The sequence below is a fragment of the Oceanobacillus damuensis genome, from assembly GCF_001618145.1.
GTDB classification, from domain to species: domain Bacteria; phylum Bacillota; class Bacilli; order Bacillales; family Amphibacillaceae; genus Oceanobacillus; species Oceanobacillus damuensis.
In genome coordinates this window covers 39,904-61,239 of sequence record NZ_LQNF01000014.1, presented here as the reverse complement: position 1 = coordinate 61,239, position 21,336 = coordinate 39,904, and the positions used below count along the sequence as shown (strand labels likewise).

Below are 21,336 nucleotides of genomic sequence, written 5' to 3'. Positions count from 1 at the left end.
TCCTTGGGATTGTAGTAAAATAATTAGGGATATAACCCTTCACCATTATAATTAGCAAAACTCGTGCCAACTTAAATCCAACATACATCAAAACCTTTAAAACTCTTGTCACCAACGAAAAATCTTTAATTCTTTAATATCTAAATAGAAGAAATCGAACAAGTAATCTGAAAACAGATGTAAAGTATATTTACAATATTGTTAAATAACTATACAATGATACTTACAATGGTTTAACACATCGCGGGGTGAAGATAATGCTTAATCATTTATTTTATTTGGAAGCTGTTTTAGCTGCGGAAGATGATGCAATTACAATTGTAAATAGTAAAATGGAAGTCATTTTCTGGAATGATGCAGCTGTTCAAACGTACAATATTAAGCTAGCTGATATCATTCATAAACCAATAAACGCATTTTTTCATAACGATGATTTAATGGTATTGAAAGTACTTGAGACAAAAGAGCCTGTTAAAAATGCCTATCACCGACCTCGTAAAGATAAGCATGTAGTCGTTAATGCTGTTCCTATCTTCGATGAGACGGATCAATTAATTGGGGCATTATCTGTGGAAAGGGATATTTCACAGATTGTAAAATTAAATGATAATCTGGAAACGACCTCTGCAGAACTACATGAATTAAGGCAAAAGGTATATACAAATATGGAAGAAACTCCTTTCTCCAAATTGACAGGAAAAAGCCTACCATTGCAGCAGACAATTAATATTGCCCGTAAAGCGGCAAAAACAGATGCAACAACATTAATTCTGGGAGAGAGCGGCACAGGAAAAGAAATTTGCGCACGCGCCATACATGAAGCAAGCGACCGCAACAGCGGCCCATTCATTCCTGTAAATTGCGGTGCTATTCCCGAAGCATTATTTGAAAGTGAACTATTCGGATATGAGGGTGGATCATTCACTGGTGCCGAGAAAAAAGGGAAAGCAGGGAAAATTGAAATGGCAGATGGCGGCACGATTTTCCTTGATGAAGTTGGTGAGCTTCCCCTCGAGATGCAAGTAAAGCTGCTCCGCGTTTTACAGGAAAACAGCATATACCGAATTGGAGATTCCAAAGGGCGACAAGTGAATGTACGCTTTATTGCAGCAACGAATCAAAATCTTGAGCAATTAATGGAAGAAAAGAAATTCAGGTCCGACTTATATTATCGATTAAATGTCATACAAGTAACAATGCCGCCGCTTCGGGACAGAATGGACGATATACACGAATTGGCGGAGATGTTCCTTAAACATTTTGCCTCCCACTACCAGGTACCTATCCCTGTAATGGAAAAAGATGCAATTCATTTGCTCCTGCAGTATAACTGGCCGGGGAACATCAGGGAATTGCGTAATTTGATGGAGCGAATTATCATCCTAACTGAAAAATCACAGATAACCAAACAAGACCTGTTAGGCTACCTGCCCAGTCTATCACCCAATGATACCAGTCAGCAGACTAAAAAGAATAATGTCCTGCCACAGGAAAAAGAAAATATAGAAAAGCAGCTCATTGAGAAAACCCTCAATCAAACGAATGGAAACAAATCTGAAACAGCAAAAAGATTAGGTATTTCAAGAGTAACGCTCTATACCAAAATGAAGAAGTATGGGATCGTCAATTTATAGAAACATCAATGGGATTATTGTGTAAAAGGCACTGCATATAAAGTGCCTTTTTTGTCAGGAAGAAAAGTATAAACTTGACAACCTGCTTAAGTGCAACTAAGGTTTTCACCAAAAGGCTTGTTGACAATCGAGTTTTCTAAGATGGATAAATAGTGTCGCCATATTATTAGATCATAAATTTAAAATGCAATATTCAAATACGGTTGATATCATCAAACATTTAGAATATATTTAATATGTATGAATTTTGACCAAAATCCAATGCTTCTATCTTTCCCCACTCCATGATTTGATTTTCCACAGAAATGTAAGCTCTCATAGAAACGTAAAAATCTTTAGACTTTTTTGGAACCATTTACATAGGTATTCCGTATATAAGCTACAAGGCCTTTCACACATCACATAAAGGACTGATACATATGACAATTTTTGGTTATCCATTGGAAAGCCTTTACTTAATCATGCTGGTTGTTTCTGGACTGCTGACCGTACTTTATATCTTTTTTGGCGATATCTTGGAAGGAATTGGAGAAACGGTATTTTTCATGAATCCAGCAGTGATTTTAGCATTTATTGTAATCTTCTCTGCATCTGGGTACGTGCTGGAATACATCACTTCCCTTCCACATATCACGATTATTATCATTTCCATCCTGATTGCCACCATTCTGGATACACTTCTTCATGTATTTGTCCTTACTCCGATGTCATCTGCTGAAGAATCTCTGAGCTATACAGAAGAGTCATTAAAAGGTCGAGTAGGAAAAATTATCATCCCTGTCCCAAAGGATGGTTTTGGTGAAATGGTCATAGAAAACAAAAGTGGTATGATTTCAAAAACGGCTGCAAGCTATGAAAACAAACCCCTCCCAGAAGGGCAGCAAGTGCTTGTAATTGAAGTGAAGAACGGGGTTTTATACGTTGTCTCTTATGAAAACAATTTGGATTACAGCTACTCTGGTTAATAATACTTATCAAAAGGTAGGTATTTTTAATAAATAAATTTAAGGGGGATACAAAATGACAGAAATTTGGATTGTCATTGGAATTGCAGCATTTTTATTAATCGCACTCATTGGTGTTTTTGTTACGAAATATCGTACTGCAGGTCCTGATGAAGCGCTTATTGTAACTGGAAGCTATCTCGGCGGGAAAAATGTTCATGTGGATGAATCTGGCAACAAAATTAAAATTATTCGGGGCGGAGGTACTTTTGTCTTGCCGGTTTTCCAGCAGGCAGAACCCCTAAGTCTGTTATCCAGCAAGCTTGAGGTAACCACTCCCGAAGTCTATACGGAGCAAGGAGTCCCGGTGATGGCGGATGGAACAGCAATCATTAAAATTGGTGGGTCCATCGGCGAAATCGCGACTGCAGCAGAACAATTTTTAGGTAAATCCAAAGAAGACCGTGAGAACGAAGCGAAAGAAGTACTGGAAGGTCATCTTCGTTCGATTCTTGGCTCAATGACGGTGGAAGAAATTTATAAGAATCGTGATAAGTTTTCCCAGGAAGTGCAGCGCGTTGCTTCTCAGGATCTGGCAAAAATGGGCCTTGTCATCGTATCCTTCACTATTAAAGAGGTACGGGACAAAAACGGTTATCTTGAATCGCTCGGTAAACCGCGTATTGCTCAAGTAAAACGTGATGCAGATATAGCTACCGCCGAAGCAGATAAAGAAACACGGATTAAACGTGCGGAAGCGGCCAAAGAAGCACAAAAGTCTGAATTGGAACGAGCAACTGAAATTGCCGAAGCGGAAAAAGAGAATCAGTTAAAAACGGCAGAATATCGCAGAGAACAGGATATAGCTAAAGCACGGGCCGACCAGGCATATGACTATGAAACTGCTCGCGCGAAACAACAGGTTACCGAGCAGGAAATGCAAATCAGAATCATTGAGCGTCAAAAGCAAATCGAATTGGAAGAAAAAGAGATTCTCCGTCGTGAGAAACAATACGATTCAGAGGTTAAAAAGAAAGCCGATGCAGATCGTTATGCAGTAGAACAGGCCGCCATCGCCGATAAAGCGAAACAGCTTGCCTCAGCTGATGCGAATCAGTACCGTATTGAGGCTGAAGCAAGAGCTGAAGCAGAGCAAGTTCGTGCCGCGGGTCTTGCACAAGCCGATTCTACAAGAGCACAAGGGGAATCCGAAGCAGAAATCATCCGCCTGAAAGGTCTTGCAGAAGCAGAAGCGAAGGAAAAAATCGCCGAGGCATTTGATCAGTTTGGTGAAGCAGCTGTACTCGATATGGTAATGAAAATGCTTCCTGAATACGCAAAAGAAGTTGCAAGTCCACTTGCCAACATTGATAAAATTACAGTTGTCGATACTGGTGGCAGCGGATCTGAAGGTGGTGCCAATAAAGTAACCGGCTATGCAACAAATCTGATGTCTACCCTGCAGGAATCTTTGAAAGCCTCCTCTGGAATCGATGTAAAAGAACTGCTGGAAAATGTAACAGGGAAACCAAACAATCTAGACATCGACCGTCTGAAGTACGAAGCCGAACTCGACGACAGCAAATCAGAAAATGACAAAGTGGAATCAAAAAGCTAATAGTACCTGAAAAGGAACAATCTGAATTCAATCAGATTGTTCCTTTTTTAGTGCCTGTCACTCCCCGAATTTTGTCGAAAACATCTACTTTTTCTTCACAATATCAAAACCTTTCATTCCAAAGGCGTATAAAATACCCTGTCGGAGTGTAGAGAAACAAATTACATCACTCAAATCTACATTTGCTGAAATCATCTGCGTACTGAGTTTTGGCGATATACCAACAATAATACATTCCCCTCCCAGCAGCCTGACGGAATTAATTAACTGATGTATAGAATATACCGTAAAATCATCAAATTCATTTATCCCTGTCAGATCTATTAGCAAATATTCAGCATCTTTGGAGGAAAACTCAGCCAATGCTTTTTCATTTAAATTATGGAAGCGTTCTTCATTAAATTTACCAATAAGAGGGATAACAAGAATATCTTCGAAAACGGGAATGACTGGAGAAGACAGTTCATTTACAAGCAAGGATAATTCTTCTGTTCTTTGTTTGACTTTAGCCTCTAATTCATTTATGTAGTTGTATTCTTTCTGTCGGGAAAGCTCATGTATACTTTTAGAAGGTGTAATATCTGATGGGAAAATTTCTATTTCATCATAATCGTATCCATCTAATTGACTTTTGATCACTTTATACCACATATTTCCATCAAAAATGCCACTAAAAACCCCTGCCCAATGACTAGGTAATAAAACGCTTGACTTCTTCTTGTCCGAAGCTTTAAGTATTCTGTGTTCCCAACTATTTCTGCTTTGAACAATGGCTTTTTTCTCATCGAAAGAGTAGTACGTGATATTTACGTTCCCCCAGCCTGCATTTCTATAAATATTACTGTAATCCTTCAGCACCTTTTCGATGTCTAAGTGTCCTCGGTAATATGAACTTACTAACTTCCCCATACGAAAGCCAGTAGCTTCCAGTACAGTGTTCGATACATCACTTCCTGATACTTCTTCTATCGTATTAAGCAATACCTTAATGGCTTCGTCCCAAAATAATAGGGAGGATGCGCCATCAAATTTAAATAATCCCTCATCCTTTTCCCATATGAATTGATTATTATCCACTTGAACGTTGACTCTTGAATCAGCCATATAAATTCTCCTTTGATTATTTCTTTTGTTTATTAATCATACTAGAGTTTTCGGGTGCAATAAAATCATTTGCCTTCATCAATTAAATTCAATCATTTGCTTCTAGTATGTGTACGTTATTTTGTACACCCTTTTCACTATACTTTTTTATAGACATATGAAATCGATATGTAATTATTAACTATAAGGGGTGTTTTTGGTTATGAAGAAATTATTATTGTTTGGTCTAATCGCAATCGCTGTCAGTTTAGCAGCATGTGGCGCAGAATCCGAGGGAGAAAGTGAGCCTGCACAATCAGAAGAAAATGTTAGCAAAGATGGCAGCGAAACTGACGACGAGGAAGCAGGCAATGACACGGTTACGGAAAGGGAAACAGTAGAAAACGAAATCGGTACATTCTCAATTGCTAAGCAAGTGAAAGATCTGGACGAAATTGCAACGAGTGGCCCTATGGAACTTGCAATCACAGGCATACAGGCTGGGGAGTTGGAACCTGACGATGTATATATAGATTTATTTGATGGGAAAGAGAAAGTTACGATTATAACGGTTGGAATGAAAGCGGAGAATACATCTGAAGATACGACTTCCATGTATCCTGATCAAGCGGTTTTAACGACGAATACTGGAGATCAGGTGGATGCCGATCTGTTTCTTTCCGATAGTGTTGGTGGAGAATTTTTCGGTCCAGTCAATAAAGAAGGAGAAGTACTCTTTCAACTGGATACTCCTGCCTCCGAGATAGAAAATATAAAATTGATCATTAGTGGAGCACATGATGAAAATTTTGAGTCTGTTGGAGAAGACGTACAAATAGAGTTATCGTTTTAAGTATAAAGATGTTACAGGGAATAAAAGGAACTATCGACATTTCGATGGTTCCTTTTATTCAATTTCAGTATTTTTGGGAAAGAGACATCTTTTTACCATTCAATTTGGGTCAACCTTTTACGCTTTAAATTCAGAATAATTTCCGAAAACTTAAATCTCTATAATCTACTTTATACTCTACCACAATTAATATCTCTTTTCTTTTAAAATACAGTTGGGATGATAGGTTGTTATCTTACACCAATTAAGGATAAAAGGCAGATGGTAAAAGTTGTCCTCACTCCCGGTTTCCGCCAAAAAAATAGAGGCAGGGATAAAAGTGGTTTAATTATAGAAAAATCCGAGCTAAATCGAATTCTTTAGTCAAGAATTCGATTTAGCTCGGATTTTTTCTTATTTAAAGCTTGCTCATCTTGGAATAATTTGTTTTTAGTATTGGTACTTTTAGTTATGTCCCAGCCTCCCGTTTTTTCCTTTATTTAAATTCGATCTATAAAACAGGTTAACACCTGTGCTCCCTCATCATCCACTGGAACAAACAAGTGGGGCTTCGATCCCTGAAAATAAGCACTGTCCCCTTTTTCCAGAAAATGGGTCTCGTCGTCATACAGCAAATTGATCGAGCCTTCAAGTATGTAAATGAATTCATCCTGGGAATGTGTGTATGTTTTATCCAGCCTCTGATTCCTCTTTTTAGGTGTAACATGTACGATTGTTGGTTCGATACCGCTGTACTTGGACCTGTTCGCTAAAAGTTCATAAGAATAGCCCATACTTTCATCACCAACTTTAGATTGCCTTGTTGACTTCTTTTGAAGTACAAGGTCTTCCTCCGTCTTATCGTCGAGAATCCAGGAAAGCTGTACACCCAGTGCGTCACTGATTTTAGACAATGTAGCAATTGCAGATGCCGTTTGGCCATTCTCAATTTTGGATAATAAGCTTTTTGAAATTCCACATTCATCAGAAATTTGCTGCTGCGTTTTTTTATTCCGTAAACGAATTTGTTTTATTTTTTTTCCAATATGCTGAAGATCGATTGGAACTCAGTCCTTCCATCTGAAATCATCGTTTTTTTAATCATAGATTAGGCTTTGAAAGTAGTCAAGAAAAGGTTAAAAGCATGTCATCCTCGAAAAGGGCACAACTTCCAAAATGGATTTAGTTTATTGCTGATTTTCACTAATAATCTACAGTATAAAGAAAAGTAAAATAAATGATAGAACACAAGAATCATCATTGTTGATGTGTCTTCAAATCCATTTTTGTCATCATGCCTGTGAAAACTGCATTAAGACATTCATAAAGGAGTTGAGTGCCCATAATCGACTGTAAGAACTGAAAAAGGCACTCATCAGGGATGAGTGCTCCAAATCTGCTCTGAAAAAATTTCTAGCTTACTATTATTGTGCATTTGCAAAATAAGCAAGTGATCTGCTTGGCAGGGTCTTACCAAGCTTGTTTTGGATGTACAGTCCGGAATTCTGGATTTTTTTCTCGTCAATACCTGTTTCGATTCCCAGTCCATGCAATAAATAAAGCACATCATTCGTTGCCACATTCCCTGCTGCACCCGGGGCATATGGACAGCCTCCAAGTCCGCCGACAGTGCTATCAAAACGGTTAATTCCGTAATGCATAGCGGTCATGATATTGGCAATTGCCATTCCTCTCGTATCGTGAAAATGAAGGATTAGTTTTTCCTTTGGATAATATTTCATGAGTACTTCAAGCAACTGTTCCACCTGTGTAGGAACCGCAGTACCAATAGTATCTCCAAGGGAAAGATCATTGACACCTGATTCAAATAGCTTTTCACAGACCCTTAACACTTGCTCAGGTGAAATTCTCCCTTCGTAGGGACAATCAAAAACAGTAGAAATATAACCGGTTACCCTTCTTCCAGCATTTTTTGCTTCCTGGATCACTTCATCGAGGACAGGAAACGTTTCATCAATTGTCTTATTAATATTTTTCTGATTATGCATTTCGCTGGCCGACATAAAAACAGAAGCTCCATCAATACCCGCTTCAAGAGCGAATTCAAGTCCTTTCATATTCGGAACGAGCGAAGAATAAAGGACATCCGGATTACGCTGGATTTGTTTTCCAACTTCTCTGGCATCTGATAGGGCAGGAATCATTTTCGGGTTGACGAAAGAAGTATACTCGATTTCTTTAACTCCTGAATCCGAAAGCATGTTAATCCAGGCTACTTTATCTGCAGTAGCAATCCATTTCTTTTCATTTTGCAATCCGTCACGAGGTCCAACTTCTTTAATCTGAACAAAACCAGGCAATCGAGCCATCAATAACCCTCCGTTCAATTTTAAAATTCTTCCACATCAGCGGGAAATCCGTAATAAAAATGCAACGTATGCGCTTACATAAATATTTTATTCCTTTAAAAATAACCTTTTTGAATTAGCCTTTTGTTTCAAAAACGATTATTTTTATCTTTAGTGTAGTATATTCAATCATGTTTATTTTGATTCAACTTTGTTGAATAAAGTATATAATAAATATTCTAACAGTGTCAACTTAGGATGTGTTCTTATTTACTAAAAACTCCCTGACACGTGTATATCGTGTCAGGGAGTTTGGCCTGCGTTTCAGTAGCGGGATATGTTATTTTAGATAGATGTAATAGCTGATTCAAAGAAAATATCTGTTGTTTCTCGCATATCTCCTTTTATTCCTTTTACGAATCGCCACATTAACCAGTATGAAAATGCCTAGAATAAAAGCGATTAAGAAATACACGAAAATATTATCAAATATAGATGTCTCATGGGATTCGACGGCTGTGTTCCTTGCCTCCAGCTCACCGCCATCGGAATATTTTTCCAATTGAAAAGCTGTGATCGTTTCATTTCCATCCACGATCTTTACTAATCCATCTTCCTCGATGATCTCCTTTGGCTGTTCCTCAACGGAATGGAGAAAAGATAATGTTTCCGGGGCAACATATTCCTGCCCTTCAACCGTAAATTCAGTTCCTTCTTCAATGCTAGATACCGTGAAGTTCTCAAATCCATAGTCCAATAGACTTATAGTATCTTCATATGCCTCACTATCCAGACTGGTCTTTAAAGTGACGGCAACCAAATGAAGATCGTCCCTCTCTGCTGTGGTTACAAGAGTAAAACCCGACTTGGAGACAAATCCGTTTTTCCCTCCAGTAATTCCTATGTATGGAATCTCCTCTTTCACTAATTTATGATGGTTTCGAATGGTTGTATCCCATGTTTTTCCATCCCACTCCAATTCCTTCTTGCCAAAAATATCCATAAATTTATCATTTTGCATTGCATGCAGAGTTATTTTAGCTAAATCTTCTGCTGTCGTAACATGTTTATCGTCAAACAACCCATGAGGATTTTTAAAATTTGTCTGTTCCGTACCGATTACATTTTCTAAATAGGCATTTATATCTTCAGAAAACTGCTCCATGCTCCCACTCAAGTGTTCCGCAATTGCAACACCTGCATCATTTCCGGAGTTAATCAGCAATCCTTGAACAAGCTTTTCTAACGTCACCTGCTCCCCCTCATCCAAAAAGACAGTAGTCCCTTCAACATTTTTCGCACTTGCTTCACTACTTATTGTCACAATATCTTCCAGATTACCGGTTTCAATTGCAAAAATGGCTGTAGCGATTTTAGTAACGCTTGCTGGATACATTGGCTCGGTACCATTCTTTTCATAAAGAATTTCACCAGTATTTGCTTCCATGAGAAAAGCAGACTCACTGTGCAAGGTTGGTGGTTTTGAAGAGGTTTCAGCGTAGACCCTGTTATCATTCAGGATAATAATAGCTAGTATTGTTGCGATTAAGAGAGTGATTTTTTTCATATTAGCAACTACTCCATATAAGAATTTTTAAACCGTGTACTATTTTAGGTTAAATATATGGAATAAAGATGTAAATACCATACATACACTTGTAATAAACACCTAACATTCCAGGAAATAACTGGAAGGTGCCTGTCACTCCCCCGGATTTTGTCGAATTTTCTGGGGCTTTTAAAATTAGCCCTTGTATAATGTTCAATATTTTGATATTATTACCGTAAATTAATAGACCTTATCAGATCGGTGAGGTAGAGGCGCAAATAATATGAGTATTCAATCGGAGTATGACACCTGTGATGATTGCTGAAAGGATTATTTGCCGAAGCATAATAAGGGTCAAGCTTATTATGGCTGGTATGTTTTCGAATAGGAAATGTACTGTCATGCAATGTAATAATGCATGGAGAACTACTGATCGAAATGGAGGATAACGTATATTGTAAAAAACAATGATAGGTTATTTTCTATCGTTGTTTTTTTGTGCGCTTAAATAAGTATTACCTCAAAAAAACCTTCATTCAGCTTGTTTTCTTCCGTATTTAACTCGAATGCATTCCATAGACAGTACGCCAGACACGTCAATTACCAGTCCTATCCTCTTAACTAACCGAATTGTTTATTTTTTGAGCATTTATATATAAACGAGGAGATAGTTACCCATGAGAAAAATCTTTACCAATGGAAAAATTTATACGTTTAATCCAATTAAACCTACCGTCGAATCTGTAGTTGTGGAGAATGGACGCTTTATTGATATGGGTTCATCCGATGCTATGCTGCTCCACTGGACAGCTTCAGATCACCAAGTAATTAATCTGGAAGGAAAAACCGTTACACCTGGGTTAGTTGACAGTCATCTTCATCTATCCATGCTGGCACATAACTTCATCGACTTGGATCTGACTGGTATCACAACGAAACAAGCAGTACTGGAACGTATACAGACACATGCAAAAAACCTCCAGCCCGGAGAATGGTTACTTGGTAGCGGATGGGATGAAAACCTGTTTACAGACGGAAAAATCCCAACAATCCGTGAACTCGACCATGTGGCACCCCAAAACCCATTGATGCTATCGAGAATTTGCCAGCATGCCGCCATTGTAAACAGTAAGGCTTTGGGAAGAAGCAACTATCACCCATCAATGACTGTTCCAGAGGGCGGAAGAATCGTACTTGATGAGACTTCAAAAAAACCAACAGGACTTATTTTGGAATCTGCTTCAGAACTCATTAAACAGCACATCCCTGCAAAGTCCTTTGAATCACTGAAAAACGGGATGCGGCAAACAATCAAGTTTGCAATGGAGAAAGGTTTAACAAGCGTACACTCCAATGATCCACTATATATGGGTGGGTTAAGCCAGACTTACCAAATCTATGATGAATTACTCAATGATGAACAACTCGGTTTACGAACGAATCTATTAATCAATTACAATTTCATTGATGACCTAAAAGATATGGGAATGTATGCAGGATACGGAAATGAAACATTGCAGATCGGTGCTGTAAAGCTTTTTGCAGATGGTGCATTCGGAAGAAGAACTGCTTTGTTATCAGAACCTTACAGTGATGATCCGAATAACTATGGCAATGCAATGTTTGATCAAGCAACAATCTACGATATCGTCAAACGGTCACGTGATTTATCGATGCCTGTAGCGGTTCATACAATTGGCGACAAAGCATTGGAAAATGTACTGGATATATTGGACCAATTCCCTGCCGTCTCACATCGGGACCGACTGATTCATGTCCAGGTCCTTCGCGAAGATTTAATCAAACGTCTCGCACAACCTGGCAGAATCGCAGACATCCAGCCACGATTTCTTGCCAGTGATTACCCATGGGTCGAAGAAAGACTGGGGAAAGAACGAATGAAGCTTTCCTATGCATGGAAGTCAATGCAGCGGGCCGGAGTTCTTTGTGCCGGCGGATCTGATTCCCCAGTGGAACCTGTAGATCCATTACTAGGAATCCATGCGGCTGTAACAAGAAAAACACCTGGTGAGTCTCATAGCGGCGTATATCCTGAACAGAAGCTATCTATGTACGATGCTTTCAGGTTATTTACCGAAATGGGTGCATACCCAACAAACGAAGAAACAATCAAAGGAACAATTGCAAGAGGAAAATTAGCAGATATGACCGTCTATTCCAAAAATCCATTTGAGATGGAAGACGCTGACGAATTATTGACTACAGCGATAGACATGACAATCATTGGCGGAAGTGTAAAATACCAAAATAACTAACTACTCACCACACTAGGAGAGAAATCTATGGAAAAGATACTAGAAGAATTATCAGCATTTTTATGGGGACTCCCCCTTATCCTGACCATCGTATTTGTGGGATTATATTTTACGATTGGAAGCAGATTTTTCCAATTCGTCCATTTACCACATATATTAAAAGAAACATTGCTCAGTCTGTTCCGGAATAAAAAGAAAGATACTAATGAAAAAGGAATCCTATCCTCTTTTGAAGCGGTGAGTACCGCAATTGGAGGATCCGTTGGAGTAGCTAATATTGGAGGAGTTGCCACAGCAATTGCCGTTGGTGGACCTGGGGCTATTTTATGGATGTGGCTTTGTGCTTTAATTGGGATGATCATTAAAGCAGTCGAAGTAACCCTTTCTGTCTATTATCGTAGTACGGATGAGAATGGCGATCCATATGGTGGCCCAACCTATTACATGGAAAAAGGACTCGGAGAAGAACGCAATTTTAAATATTGGATGATTCCGGCTGTCATTTTTGGATTTGGAATCTTTTCCACATTCTTTATCACGATGCAAAACTATACCATTTCTGAAGCGATGAGTTCAACCTTCAACATTGGTATGATTCCAGCGTCCATCTTATTTTCCATTTTAATTTACTTGGTCGTCTTTGGTGGGATTAAACGGATCGGAAAAATAGCGGCAAAAATTGTTCCGTTCATGGTACTTTTTTATATTCTTGCAGGTGTTTACATTATCATAAGTAACTTCGGTCAGCTCGGCGAAGTCTTCTCACTCATTTTCTCCGGAGCTTTTGGCGGAACGGCTGCAGTTGGTGGTTTCACCGGAGCCGCTGTTGCGATGGTGATCCGTATGGGGATGGCAAGATCTGTATACAGTAATGAAGCTGGATGGGGTACTTCCCCGATGGTACACTCAACAGCTAAAGTAGACCACCCGATTAAACAGGGGCTCTGGGGAGCTTTTGAAGTGTTTATCGATACGATTATCGTCAGTTCGATTACAGCCTTTACCATCATCATTACCGGTGCATGGTCTTCAGGCTTATCCGGAGCCGAACTGACGCTTGCAGCATTTGAAGCTGGCATTGGAGAAACAGGAAGAATCATCATTGCTTTATCCATCTTATTATTCGGTTTAACTACACTGAGCGGCTGGTTTTTATACTATGAGATACTGCTTCGTCACTTATTCAAAAACAGAAAACCAAAAATCAAAAACACACTTTTAAAATCATTTATCTGGTTATATCCGATACCTGGTACACTTATGGTCGTCTATGCTGTCAGCTATGGATTACCCGGCCAGACAGTGTGGTATTTTGCAGACATTTCTTCTGCCATTCCTACCTTTATCAATATTGTTGTCATTTTGATTTTAAGTAAGCAATTCTTTGTGTTACTGAATGATTATAAGGCAAGATATTTAGGTATTGGGCGAGTTGATCCCAACATGATTCTATTTTATGAAGACAAAGAAACTTCGGAGAAAAAATAAATAACGCCAAAAAGCAGATATACCGAAATAACAGGTATATCTGCTTTTTAAATAAGAAGATTATGAAACTATGCCCGCTTTTTCATTAACCACAGGAAGTATGGTGCACCGATAATCGCAACTATTATACCCGTTGGAATTTCATTCGGTGCTAATAACACTCGGCTGAACAGATCGGCAACTACTAACAACAGACCGCCTATTAATGCTGTTACCGGTAATAACCGTTGATTGGCCGGTCCCACAAGCAGTCTGGAGAAATGTGGAGCGATTAGACCTACAAAGCCAATCGCCCCGACTGCCGCTACACTGAACGAAGCCAGGACCGTCGCCAAAAACGCTAACTGAAAGCGTGTCGACATTACTTTTAGTCCCAGTCCTTTTGCTGTATCATCACCTAATGCCAACGTATCCATTACCCTAATTTTTAAAAACAGGATGGGAAGCAGTATGAATGCCGGCCATATTAAATAATTAAACAGCTCAGACCATCCTCTTGCATAGGTTGTCCCTGAGAGCCAGGTTAATGCAGATGAAACTCCAAGGTCAGCCTGTACAACTAATATCTGAATGATTGCTGAGCCAAAAGCAGATACACCAATTCCAAGCAATGCTAGAATAGTTGGCTGAAACTGGGCCCGGATTGCTAGAGCCATGACAATAACAAAAAATACAAATGAACCGATCATTGCCCCAATTGGGATCCACACTGCAGATACACCGAACACATACATCATTAAGAGAGCACCTACCCCTGCACCGGAAGTGATTCCAATAACAGATGGATCTGCCAGCGGATTACGGAGTACACCTTGAAAAATCAACCCACTTATCGCGAGAAGCATTCCACTTAACAAAGCAACAAGAGAACGGGGGAACCGAAGTTCTAGAATAAGATTTTTCATGAATTCGTTCCCATTACCGAAAAACGCCTGATATGCTACAATCGGTTCGAAGCCATTATTTCCTGAGGCCAGGCTGATTAGCAACGTAATTAAAATTACAGCAATTAAGACAGGAACGACTATTTTTAACGGCATTCCAATTGATATCTTACCTGCTAAAACAGAACTGTTCTCTTCTCCATACTTTCGCTTTTTCATGCGTAACACTAGATAGATTAACCATGGAGCCCCGATAAGGGCAGTAATCGAACCAACAGGAAGCTCTGAGAATGATGGGTCAATAATTCGCGCTAAAATATCGGCAAACACCAATACATTTGCCCCCCATATAAAAGAGGCAATAATTAAAGGAAGGTGATTACGGTAACCAATCAACTTGATAATATGAGGTGCAATCAGTCCAACAAAGCCGATTGGCCCCACTATGCTGACCGTTACAGATGTCAATAGAACGGCAGCAAGAATCGCAACTAACTTAACAAGCGATACTTTTTGCCCAAGGGCTACCGCTATATCGTCTCCCAATGTCAGCGTGTCCAGCTTCGGACTCATGAGCAAGATAACGATTAATCCAGCAACTACAATTGGTAAAGAGAATTGTACGCCACTCCAATCATTTTGAACAAGCGTACCAGAGCCCCATAAAAATAATCCTGCTGTTTCATTTTCATAAAAAATTTGAAGAACACTTGTCAGCGAGGAAAATAAAAGCGTTACAATCATTCCTGCCAGGACCATTCTCACGGGTGTTGCTTTATTGCCGCCTGACAATAGAAATACGGTTAAAAATGTTAGAATACCACCTGAAAATGCAACGATAATTCCATTCCCGACTAATGCTTGCGGGAATAATACTGTACTGAGTACCACTGCAAAATAGGTACCTGAATGGATTCCTAATGTACTGGCAGATGCTAGTGGGTTTTTAGTAACCGTTTGTAAAATAACTCCAGAAACGGCTAATGCTCCTCCAGCAATAATACCCATCATGGCCCTGGGCATCCGTAAATATCGTACGGTATGATGCTCCAAGAGATCCTGGGGTACGAAAATTGCATCGACAACCGAAGCAAATGAGATGGAAACACTGCCCTGATTAATATGTACAAATGTTAAAATGCATAAAAGGGCGGTTCCACCCCCGAAGGTCAGAACCGCTTTTATCCATTTTCGAAGCATTGTGTCCATCGAATCACTCATTTACCATGGCATTTACTAATTGCTCTGTCAGCACTTCCGCTGATAATACCCCGCCAAAAGTCCATGTGTCACCTGGTAATGCATGTGTATTTCCTTCCTGAACAAAGCTCAGATTTTCCCAGACCGGGTTATCCTTTAATTGATTCTCAAACACATTATCATCTTCCTGAACAATATATAAAAATTCAAGATTTTCGTCCTGGAAGTTTTGCAGCGCTTCAATCGAAACTTCCGTATACCCATACGTTTCAACAGTGTCTGACTCATATGCATTCTCAAAACCTAAATTACTCATCACTTGGGAAACAATGGAGTTATCTGTAAACAATCTAAGCACGGGTGTGTTTTGAGCAGTAAAAGCCTGGGTAGCAACATATCTTGAACCCTCCAGCCCTGCTTCCGCAACACGATCTATTTGTTCCTTTGTAAACTCTTCCAAATCTGCTAATACTTTTTCTGCTTCCGCTTCTTTATCAACTATTTTTGCAACCGTCTGGAACTCATTGATCATATTTTGATAATGATCCTCAATTGCTTCTTCCCCATAAGGTGCAAATGTAACAACGGGAGCAATATCCTTTAAGCTGTTTAAATGTTGTTCATGTCTAAAATCCACACCGATGATCAAATCCGGATTCAAGCGGGCGATTGCCTCAAGGTTAGGTTCCTGTCTGGTACCTACGTCTTCTACACTTTCGTCAAACTCTGCATCAATATTTACCCACTGATGAAAGCCGTCTAAGTCTGCAACACCTGCAGGCTGAATTCCCAATGCAAGTAAATTTTCGGCATACGACCATTCCAGTACAACGATATTTTCAGGGACTCCTTCAATTGTTTGTTCACCCATTGCATCTTCAATAGTAATTGTTCGTTCATCCGAATTTGTCTCTGGTTCATTACCAGTTTCATTTTTGTCATCTGATTCTCCGCAAGCGGTTAATACTAATATAAATACAATGAATAATGCTGAAAGTAATCCTAGTTTCTTCATAAGCCTATCCCCCATCTAATTTTTTCAGTATTGATCAAATCATTTTTCCCCTCTGAAAGTGTGCGTTCTTACGTTGGTACCTTATTAGGATAACCAATTTGGACAACCGCTATTAATTTATGTTTACCAGTAAAATTCAAAGTTCCATTTTACGAGTAAGCACATCATTCAATAGCGCTTTTCACTGTCCACATTGTGCCTAGTCCATTTTACCAACCTGTCAGCCCGACGTCTTGGGTTCATCTACACTTCTTCCGCTTAGCCCCACCGTCCCTCTTATCTATAAAAAGGTACATATGTAAAACTTTTTTAATTTGATAATTGGAGGCATATTAGCTTTATTAATTGGAAGTTATCTCCCAGCCACTAGTTGAAAATGATTATCATTATCATGAATTTTATATGATTCTTTATATGCTGTCAATACTACTAAGCAAAAAAACAGACGATACAGATCCGTCTGTTTTTCTAATAAAATAAGAAAGTATAAATTTTGGCAGCAATTAACTCTTACACATAAACGGCCACGGCCAGCTCCAGCGCCTACCCCCCTCGAGGTCTTAAGTAGAAACTACCTGTGGCAAAGAACGCCACTGATAGTTTCTACTTGGGCCCACAGGACGTGGGTCAGTTCGGCGTTGCCACAGGATGTGGTGTTATTAGCCGAACTTCCTTTTTGTCGGGGGTGATCAAGGCGCTTGCGCTTTTGTTCTATGATCTTAAATACGATATTAAATCAGTTCAGATTAAAGAATTCGGATTGTTGTTCCGTAAACACACTACGTCCTTTACCATGGGGTATACACATAGGTGTTCCATATTTAGGATCAAAGAAGATATCACATTTCATTTGGAACACTTCCTCAACCAGGTTACATGTGATAATTTCTTCAGGTTTACCTTGTTGAAAAACTTTTTTATCTTTTATAGAAACGATATGGTGAGCGTAACGACATGCCAGATTTAAATCATGCAGAACCATGACAACTGTCCGCCCTTCCTTCTCGTTCAACTCAAATAATAAATCAAGAACCTCGATTTGGTGAGTCATATCTAAATAGGTTGTAGGTTCATCGAGTAAAATGATGTCTGTTTGTTGTGCTAATGTCATGGCGATCCATGCACGTTGTCGTTGACCACCTGATAGTGAATCAACGGACCTATCTTTTAAATTGGTCATATGTGTCAGGTCAAGTGCATGATGTACAGCATTCTCATCATCTGAAGACCATTGTTTCAGAAAGCCCCGATATGGATTTCTGCCTTGTTTCACAAGCTCAAAAACTGTTAGACCTTCAGGTGTAACAGGACTTTGTGGTAAGATGGACAACCTTTTAGCAACTTCCTTCGTCTGTATTTTTGCAATATCATGCCCGTCAAGAACGACAGAACCAGTCTTTGGTTTCAACAGACGTGCCATTGATCGTAATAATGTAGATTTTCCACAACCATTCGCCCCGATTAAAACAGTAATTTCGCCCTTTGGCACTTTTATATTAAGATCATCTATAATAATTTCTTCTCCATAGCTTAGCGTCAAGTCACTTACAGCTAATTCCTGCATGGAAATCACTCCCTACAACATACATGAAAACTATGTTCTAATGTATGAACTTTATTCCAGAAACATATCTATAGTCTATTTGCTTCTAAGGCAATAGTCAATGATAATCATTTTCAATTATACACTTAATGCACCGAAATAGGAAGGGTATAACAGGAATCAACTATATGCAGATGTTCACTCAATTTATTCAACAACCGAATAATGCCAGACCCCATTCAGCATTTCTTTTCTCACATGACCGGCATCCTCCAAATAATCGAGATGTCCGATAATTTCAGACATCACGAGTGAGAATTGGGTAGAATACAGTTTTTTATAATAGCTCTCGGCTAGCTCACTGCCTGTTGTAATACCGTCTTGGATGAGGTTTTTCAGGCGATCTGCTTTCCTCTCGATTCCCGCAAGCCTTTTTTTGATTAAAGCTTTAGGTTCATCAATTAAAACCCCATGCCCCGGGAAAACCAGGTCTACCGATAAAGCATATATTTTCTCCAGTGATTGCTTATGCTGAATCAATGTTGGCAGGCGCTTCCCAGTATTGTCAGGTTCGATTAAAGCATTGCTTGAAATATGTTGAATCAGTAAGTCACCTGCTATAAGGATCTGGTCTGCTTCATGATACAAGGCAATCTGGTCCTCAGCATGCCCAGGCACAGGAATAACCTTAAAGCCCATATGATTGCAGCCAATTGGAGAAATATCTGTATGTATGGCACTCTTACTTCCTTTCAGCATTGCTTGCTTCAAATATTCCACTTGTTTGTGTCCCGCTTCCCCACAACCCATTTGTTTATATATTTCAGCAAAAAATTCAACCCTCATCTCAAAGAAGTCACGGTCTCTTTTTAAACGGGGTATTGCAGTCTCATGTGCATAGACAGGTATGGCATGCATTGCAGTGATGCGATTTACCAACCCGACATGGTCACCATGGTTGTGGGTCAAAACGATTTCTGTTATATCTTGAACGGTAAGATTATTTTTACTTAATGCATTCTGGAGTGCCGTCCAACATGCATCATTATCCAGCCCGGCATCAACCAATATTACAGATTTTTCCATTTTGATTAAATAAAAATTGATTGTTTTTAAATTTGATGTTACATCAACAATAACAGGAATGATTTCATACCTTTCTTGTTTCTTCAATTGTTCCACCCCTTTTTTCAAATACGGTACCACATGTAAACAGCGTATCGAATTTAGACCATTCTATTTGATTCCTCTTACTTCTCCCCTGACTTTCTCAATAAGTTTCATTTTGTCATCCCAGGTTTTCTGACTTAAATCTACCGGGTACTCTTCCGGATTATCCGTTCGTTTATATTCATCCCAAAACAGCTTCAATTGTTGTTCGGAATAAGCTTTGATATCAGAAAGAATAGGCTTGTTATATGTTAATCTTCCATCTGTGAAAATGTCATGGTGCAGGTTAACCGCTTCGAAGTTCGTAATAAACTTACTGATATAGGTGTGTATTGGATGGAACATTTTTAATCTATCTTCTTCATTCGGGTTTTCATCTTCTTTTGCAATATAATCTCCTTCAGCCCGTTTATTTACCATGTTTACAATACGGTAAATTTTCTTCATGCCGGGGGTTGTTACTTTCTCGGGATTAGCTGAGATTTTGATGGTATCTTCCATTTCCCTATTTTCGTTTTCTATCGCCACCAGTTTATATACGGCCCCCAAGGCTGGTTGATCGTAAGCCGTTATTAGCTTTGTACCAACTCCCCAAACATCTATCTTCGCTCCTTGGGCCTGCAGACTTGAAATGGTCGATTCATCCAAATCATTGGAGGCATAAATTTTTGCTTCTTTAAAACCTGCTTCGTCCAGCATTTTCCGAGCTATTTTTGACAGATATGCCATATCTCCGCTGTCCAAACGGATACCAAGAAAGTTTATTTCATTTCCTAATTCTTTTGCTACTTTAATTGCATTTGGAACTCCCGATTTCAGTGTATCGTATGTATCCACTAAAAACACACAATCCTTATGACTTTTTGCGTACTTCTTAAAAGCTGTATATTCATCCTGATAAGCCTGGACCATGGAGTGGGCGTGTGTGCCTGAAACAGGAATACCGAATAACTTCCCTGCCTTGACATTGCTTGTAGCATCAAACCCGCCAATAAAAGCTGCTCGGGTACCCCAAATTGCTGCGTCCATTTCTTGTGCTCTTCTTGTTCCAAATTCCATTAATAGCTGATCTTTTACGATTTGTTTTATCCTGGAGGCCTTTGTAGCAATTAATGTTTGATAATTAACGATGTTCAAAAGAGCCGTTTCAATTAATTGTGCCTCCGCTATATTTGCTTCTACACGGAGGAGTGGTTCATTTCCAAATACAATCTCCCCTTCCCGCATCGATTTAATCGTTCCATTAAATCTTACGGATTTCAGATATTCAATAAAATCTTCATCATATCCCAGTTCTTCCTTCAAATAATTTAAATCAGATTCACTGAACTTGAAATTCTGAATGTAATCAATTACTCTTTCCAATCCAGCGAACACACCATATCCATTTCCAAAGGGTAATTTCCTGAAATACAAATCAAATATAGCTTTTCGATTATGGACATTATCTTTCCAATACGTTTCGACCATATTTATTTGGTATAGATCTGTATGCAGTGCAACACTATCATCCTTATAATTCATGAATAAAACCTCCCAAATTTTTGCAATATCTTTCCCTTTTCCATTTCATTCAATTCGTCAAACATTCGGTTTGAACAGCTACTATTTCCAGCATCTTTGATGTGTTCCTAGACTTGAACACATTCTATCTCTTTTAAATTGGGAACCCCTTCTTCTTTACCCCTTACGGAAAAGTTTATCACACTCAAGTGAAAACATTGACTTCCATTGAAAAATGAGTTAAATTACTAAAGGCGAACGTTTTATTTGATTCACTTAATAATATTC

General features: G+C 39.0%; 15 protein-coding genes and 1 riboswitch. Of the genes, 6 read left to right on the top strand and 9 right to left on the bottom strand.

The features are described 5' to 3' along the window. Positions 1 to 257: 257 nt before the first annotated feature. From A4245_RS10630 to A4245_RS10620, 3 genes are all read left to right on the top strand, one after another. Positions 258 to 1,634: a sigma-54 interaction domain-containing protein gene (locus A4245_RS10630; protein ID WP_067727714.1), complete on the top strand. Its 1,377-nt coding sequence runs from the start codon at positions 258 to 260 to the stop codon at positions 1,632 to 1,634. Between the two features lie 419 nt (positions 1,635 to 2,053). Beyond that, positions 2,054 to 2,599 (top strand): NfeD family membrane protein, encoded by a 546-nt coding sequence (locus A4245_RS10625; RefSeq protein ID WP_067727713.1) that lies wholly within the window; start codon positions 2,054 to 2,056, stop codon positions 2,597 to 2,599. A gap of 55 nt (positions 2,600 to 2,654) precedes the next feature. Further along, the gene (locus tag A4245_RS10620) at positions 2,655 to 4,196 is read left to right on the top strand and encodes a flotillin family protein (protein ID WP_067727712.1); all 1,542 of its coding nucleotides are present in this window, start codon (positions 2,655 to 2,657) and stop codon (positions 4,194 to 4,196) included. Positions 4,197 to 4,280: 84 nt separating this feature from the next. Here the strand turns inward: A4245_RS10620 and A4245_RS10615 are convergent, their stop codons facing one another. Further along, positions 4,281 to 5,300, bottom strand: a complete 1,020-nt coding sequence (locus tag A4245_RS10615) for an STAS domain-containing protein (RefSeq protein WP_067727711.1) — start codon at positions 5,298 to 5,300, stop codon at positions 4,281 to 4,283. 202 nt (positions 5,301 to 5,502) lie between these two features. Between A4245_RS10615 and A4245_RS10610 the strand changes: the two genes are divergently transcribed. Then, positions 5,503 to 6,132: a hypothetical protein gene (locus A4245_RS10610; RefSeq protein WP_067727710.1), complete on the top strand. Its 630-nt coding sequence runs from the start codon at positions 5,503 to 5,505 to the stop codon at positions 6,130 to 6,132. A gap of 479 nt (positions 6,133 to 6,611) precedes the next feature. Here the strand turns inward: A4245_RS10610 and A4245_RS10605 are convergent, their stop codons facing one another. From A4245_RS10605 to A4245_RS10595, 3 genes are all read right to left on the bottom strand, one after another. Further along, the gene (locus tag A4245_RS10605) at positions 6,612 to 7,145 is read right to left on the bottom strand and encodes a helix-turn-helix domain-containing protein (protein ID WP_267886913.1); all 534 of its coding nucleotides are present in this window, start codon (positions 7,143 to 7,145) and stop codon (positions 6,612 to 6,614) included. A gap of 390 nt (positions 7,146 to 7,535) precedes the next feature. Then, positions 7,536 to 8,441, bottom strand: coding sequence for a hydroxymethylglutaryl-CoA lyase (locus A4245_RS10600; protein WP_067727708.1), 906 nt, complete (start codon positions 8,439 to 8,441; stop codon positions 7,536 to 7,538). A 346-nt stretch (positions 8,442 to 8,787) separates the two neighbouring features. Further along, positions 8,788 to 9,987, bottom strand: coding sequence for a D-alanyl-D-alanine carboxypeptidase family protein (locus A4245_RS10595; protein WP_067727707.1), 1,200 nt, complete (start codon positions 9,985 to 9,987; stop codon positions 8,788 to 8,790). Positions 9,988 to 10,228: 241 nt separating this feature from the next. Next, positions 10,229 to 10,406, top strand: a riboswitch (Lysine riboswitch). A gap of 240 nt (positions 10,407 to 10,646) precedes the next feature. Here A4245_RS10595 and A4245_RS10590 point away from each other — a divergent pair. Further along, positions 10,647 to 12,245: an amidohydrolase gene (locus A4245_RS10590; RefSeq protein WP_067727706.1), complete on the top strand. Its 1,599-nt coding sequence runs from the start codon at positions 10,647 to 10,649 to the stop codon at positions 12,243 to 12,245. Between the two features lie 27 nt (positions 12,246 to 12,272). Further along, entirely contained in the window at positions 12,273 to 13,733 is a 1,461-nt protein-coding gene (locus A4245_RS10585; RefSeq protein WP_067727705.1) for an alanine/glycine:cation symporter family protein, read from the top strand. A gap of 68 nt (positions 13,734 to 13,801) precedes the next feature. On the opposite strand, the gene A4245_RS10580 is transcribed toward A4245_RS10585, so the two are convergent. The 5 genes from A4245_RS10580 to A4245_RS10560 form a co-directional block, all read right to left on the bottom strand. Further along, positions 13,802 to 15,826 carry an iron ABC transporter permease gene (locus tag A4245_RS10580; RefSeq protein ID WP_067727704.1) on the bottom strand — a complete coding sequence of 675 codons (2,025 nt, stop codon included), beginning with the start codon at positions 15,824 to 15,826 and terminating at the stop codon, positions 13,802 to 13,804. A gap of 4 nt (positions 15,827 to 15,830) precedes the next feature. Then, positions 15,831 to 16,832, bottom strand: coding sequence for an ABC transporter substrate-binding protein (locus tag A4245_RS10575; RefSeq protein ID WP_067727703.1), 1,002 nt, complete (start codon positions 16,830 to 16,832; stop codon positions 15,831 to 15,833). Between the two features lie 736 nt (positions 16,833 to 17,568). Further along, positions 17,569 to 18,396, bottom strand: a complete 828-nt coding sequence (locus A4245_RS10570; RefSeq protein ID WP_067727702.1) for an ABC transporter ATP-binding protein — start codon at positions 18,394 to 18,396, stop codon at positions 17,569 to 17,571. Between the two features lie 186 nt (positions 18,397 to 18,582). Next, entirely contained in the window at positions 18,583 to 19,548 is a 966-nt protein-coding gene (locus tag A4245_RS10565; RefSeq protein ID WP_067727753.1) for an MBL fold metallo-hydrolase, read from the bottom strand. 63 nt (positions 19,549 to 19,611) lie between these two features. Beyond that, a complete protein-coding gene (locus tag A4245_RS10560) occupies positions 19,612 to 21,069 on the bottom strand; it encodes a nicotinate phosphoribosyltransferase (RefSeq protein WP_067727701.1) in 1,458 nt (485 codons plus the stop codon). Between the last annotated feature and the right edge of the window lie 267 nt (positions 21,070 to 21,336).

Bases quoted from the DNA above. Each gene is read 5' to 3' on its own strand.
- A4245_RS10630 (WP_067727714.1), top strand. From the start codon at position 258: ATGCTTAATCATTTATTTTATTTGGAAGCTGTTTTAGCTGCGGAAGAT.
- A4245_RS10575 (WP_067727703.1), bottom strand. From the start codon at position 16,832: ATGAAGAAACTAGGATTACTTTCAGCATTATTCATTGTATTTATATTA.
- A4245_RS10595 (WP_067727707.1), bottom strand. From the start codon at position 9,987: ATGAAAAAAATCACTCTCTTAATCGCAACAATACTAGCTATTATTATC.
- A4245_RS10610 (WP_067727710.1), top strand. From the start codon at position 5,503: ATGAAGAAATTATTATTGTTTGGTCTAATCGCAATCGCTGTCAGTTTA.
- A4245_RS10590 (WP_067727706.1), top strand. From the start codon at position 10,647: ATGAGAAAAATCTTTACCAATGGAAAAATTTATACGTTTAATCCAATT.
- A4245_RS10625 (WP_067727713.1), top strand. From the start codon at position 2,054: ATGACAATTTTTGGTTATCCATTGGAAAGCCTTTACTTAATCATGCTG.
- A4245_RS10580 (WP_067727704.1), bottom strand. From the start codon at position 15,826: ATGGACACAATGCTTCGAAAATGGATAAAAGCGGTTCTGACCTTCGGG.
- A4245_RS10615 (WP_067727711.1), bottom strand. From the start codon at position 5,300: ATGGCTGATTCAAGAGTCAACGTTCAAGTGGATAATAATCAATTCATA.
- A4245_RS10560 (WP_067727701.1), bottom strand. From the start codon at position 21,069: ATGAATTATAAGGATGATAGTGTTGCACTGCATACAGATCTATACCAA.
- A4245_RS10570 (WP_067727702.1), bottom strand. From the start codon at position 18,396: ATGCAGGAATTAGCTGTAAGTGACTTGACGCTAAGCTATGGAGAAGAA.
- A4245_RS10585 (WP_067727705.1), top strand. From the start codon at position 12,273: ATGGAAAAGATACTAGAAGAATTATCAGCATTTTTATGGGGACTCCCC.
- A4245_RS10620 (WP_067727712.1), top strand. From the start codon at position 2,655: ATGACAGAAATTTGGATTGTCATTGGAATTGCAGCATTTTTATTAATC.
- A4245_RS10600 (WP_067727708.1), bottom strand. From the start codon at position 8,441: ATGGCTCGATTGCCTGGTTTTGTTCAGATTAAAGAAGTTGGACCTCGT.